The sequence below is a fragment of the Peribacillus simplex genome, from assembly GCF_001542915.1.
GTDB classification, from domain to species: domain Bacteria; phylum Bacillota; class Bacilli; order Bacillales; family DSM-1321; genus Peribacillus; species Peribacillus simplex_B.
In genome coordinates this window covers 51380-51947 of record NZ_LNNH01000017.1, presented here as the reverse complement: position 1 = coordinate 51947, position 568 = coordinate 51380, and the positions used below count along the sequence as shown (strand labels likewise).

The following is a 568-nucleotide window of genomic DNA, read 5'->3' as shown; positions in this document are numbered from 1 at the left end:
GCGACGCTTTAAAGATACAGACCTGTTTGAACAGATTTTCTGTCGCATTTTAATGACAGCTGCTAATAAAAAGTTAATAAGTGTAGAACACGTTTTCGTGATTCCACACATGTGAAAGCTAGTGCGAATAAACGGAAATTTGAAAAGAAAATCGTTCGTAAAGAAACACGAGCGTATCAAGGACGTCTTCAAGAAGAAATCAATCAAGATCGTGAAAACCACGGAAAGAAGCCTTTTCCACCAGATAAATTTGATAAGGAAGAAACCAAAGCAATTAAAGAAAGTACTACGGATCCTGAGAGTGGCTACTATGTGAAAGATGAACGAACAAAACAGTTTGCCTATTCATTTCATGCGGCCGCAGACGGCAACGGTTTTGTATTGGGAACGATTGTAACACCTGGTAATACACATGACAGTCATATTTTGGAGCCACTTGTTGAGCAAGTGATTGAGAAAGTTGGAAAACCAGAAGCAGTTGCCGCAGATGCAGCTTATAAAACACCAGCGATTACAAGCTAACTATTTAACAAAGAAATCACACCTGCTTTACCCTGTACACGTCCTC

1 pseudogene is annotated in these 568 nt (G+C 39.6%); it reads left to right on the top strand.

The features are described 5' to 3' along the window. Positions 1-519, top strand: a pseudogene (locus tag AS888_RS27195) (transposase); the annotation flags it as partial. Positions 520-568 lie beyond the last annotated feature (49 nt).